Source organism: Clostridium sp. DL1XJH146 (assembly GCF_054819755.1).
Map to the genome: position 1 here is coordinate 1 of NZ_JBTVVN010000088.1, position 1,918 is coordinate 1,918.

1 protein-coding gene is annotated in these 1,918 nt (G+C 33.4%); it reads right to left on the bottom strand.

Going from position 1 to position 1,918, the window contains the following annotated elements; all coding sequences use genetic code 11:
* Positions 1-108: 108 nt before the first annotated feature.
* Positions 109-1,401, bottom strand: coding sequence for a group II intron reverse transcriptase/maturase (gene ltrA, locus ACVHXK_RS18580; protein WP_461207902.1), 1,293 nt, complete (start codon positions 1,399-1,401; stop codon positions 109-111).
* Between the last annotated feature and the right edge of the window lie 517 nt (positions 1,402-1,918).

Below are 1,918 nucleotides of genomic sequence, written 5' to 3' on the forward strand. Positions count from 1 at the left end.
ATTGGTAGAGTAGGTCGGAGGCTCTCGCCTCTTTCCCCTCATCAAACCGTGCATGCGGTTTTTCCGCACACGGCTTTCCGATATTCTTCTTTCTAATGCATTCAACCATTAAATTGCAAGTTTCACTAGCTTCATTCCGTTTAAATTATTTACTACTTCATTTAGTCCTTTATGACGTGGTCGCCTTTGTTTCTTATGGTTATACCAAATAATAAATCTTGTTATGACGTACCAATCAATTTTATTTAGTTGTTTCCTTGCATATTTTAGTTTATAGTAATTTTTGAAACCAGTTAGTTTTCTATTAAGTATTTGTACCATTTCATACATATCATTAACTAAAGTTTTCCTATTTCCAAGTACATTTTTAATCTTTTCTCTCATACTTTTCATAGCCTTTTTAGTTGGTATTTGTATTGTTGTATAAAATCTTTTACCTTCTCTATTTTCTTCCTGGCTACGCCTATGATGAAAACCTAAGAAATCAAATCCTTCTTTTCCTTCCCACATACTAACAAATTTTGTTTTAGTAGGATGTAAACTTAACTCTAACTTTTTAAAAATGCTTTTAACTGTAAAATATGCGTGCTGTATTTCTTTTCTTGTCCTCGAAATGATAACAAAATCATCAGCATATCTAACAAGAGTTCCAAGATGACTATAGTATTTATCCCATATTGTATCAAAATAATTTAGGTATATATTTGAAAGTAGTGGACTTATTACCCCTCCTTGCGGAGAACCAATTGTACTCTCTTTAAATTTACCTTTTTCTATTATTCCTGATTTTAGCCATTTCTCTATAAGCTTTAACACTCTTCTATCTGATATTCTTTGCTCTATTAATAACATCAATTTATTATGATTAATATTATCAAAATAGCTACTAATATCAGCATCTAGAACCCACCATCCTCTACGATTGCATCTATTTCTTATTACTTCTAATGCATCATGAGCATTTCTTTTAGGTCTAAAACCATAAGAACTATCTTTAAAATCAGCTTCAAATATAGGTTCTATAGCTATTTTAGTTGCCATTTGTACTACTCTATCTTTCAGTATTGGTATTCCTAATGGTCTTTTCTTTCCGTCTTTCTTTGGTATATAGACTCTTTTTACTGGTTTAGGATTATAGCTATTTTCTATTAATTCTTTTTGTATTTCTTCTATAAACTTACTTTCTCCGTATTCAATAACATCGTCTATATATATACCATCTATTCCACCAATACCATTATTGACTTTTACCTGTTCCCAAGCTTTGAGTAGTATATCTCTTCTGTAGATTTTGTCATATAAAGCGTGAAATTTTCTTCTTTTATTGATTTTGGCACTTAGATATAATTTCTTTTGGAGTTCTCGAACTTTGTCTATGGTGTTGTTAGCTTTCGCATTCACTCACTCTTACCTCCTCCAAAAATTTGAATAAAGTAGAGTCCCTTTCCTATCTATAGTTTTGTTGTCTATAAAATCATAGGTACTATGAACTCCTCCGACTCCTTCTTCGCAAAATATCAATTTCACCATATGGCTTATATGAATTTTCTTTACAACAATTGTTGTGCAAAGGAAGGTCTCTCCAGTTCCGAACCATACTTTCAATACATATTGCTTCCCCTACACCGAAGGATTCTTTGATAGTGCGTTCCAAGTTCTTCCTATCGTCCATGGTCTTCGCCCAAATGCACAAAGCTCGACTTCCTCTTTTCCTCCTGTCGGAGACATGCATAACGATGCGGCAGAATTCATTTTATATTACAATCTGTATTTTCACTCGCACCCTTCCGGGTTACTTTATCCCCACGCTTCAAACCCAATATTTCTATTACGCTTGGTAGTTAGTTACAAGGCTTCTTGGCAATTACCTCGACTGAACTTTCATCAGTTAGTATGGTCCAGCTTAGCTGGACGCACT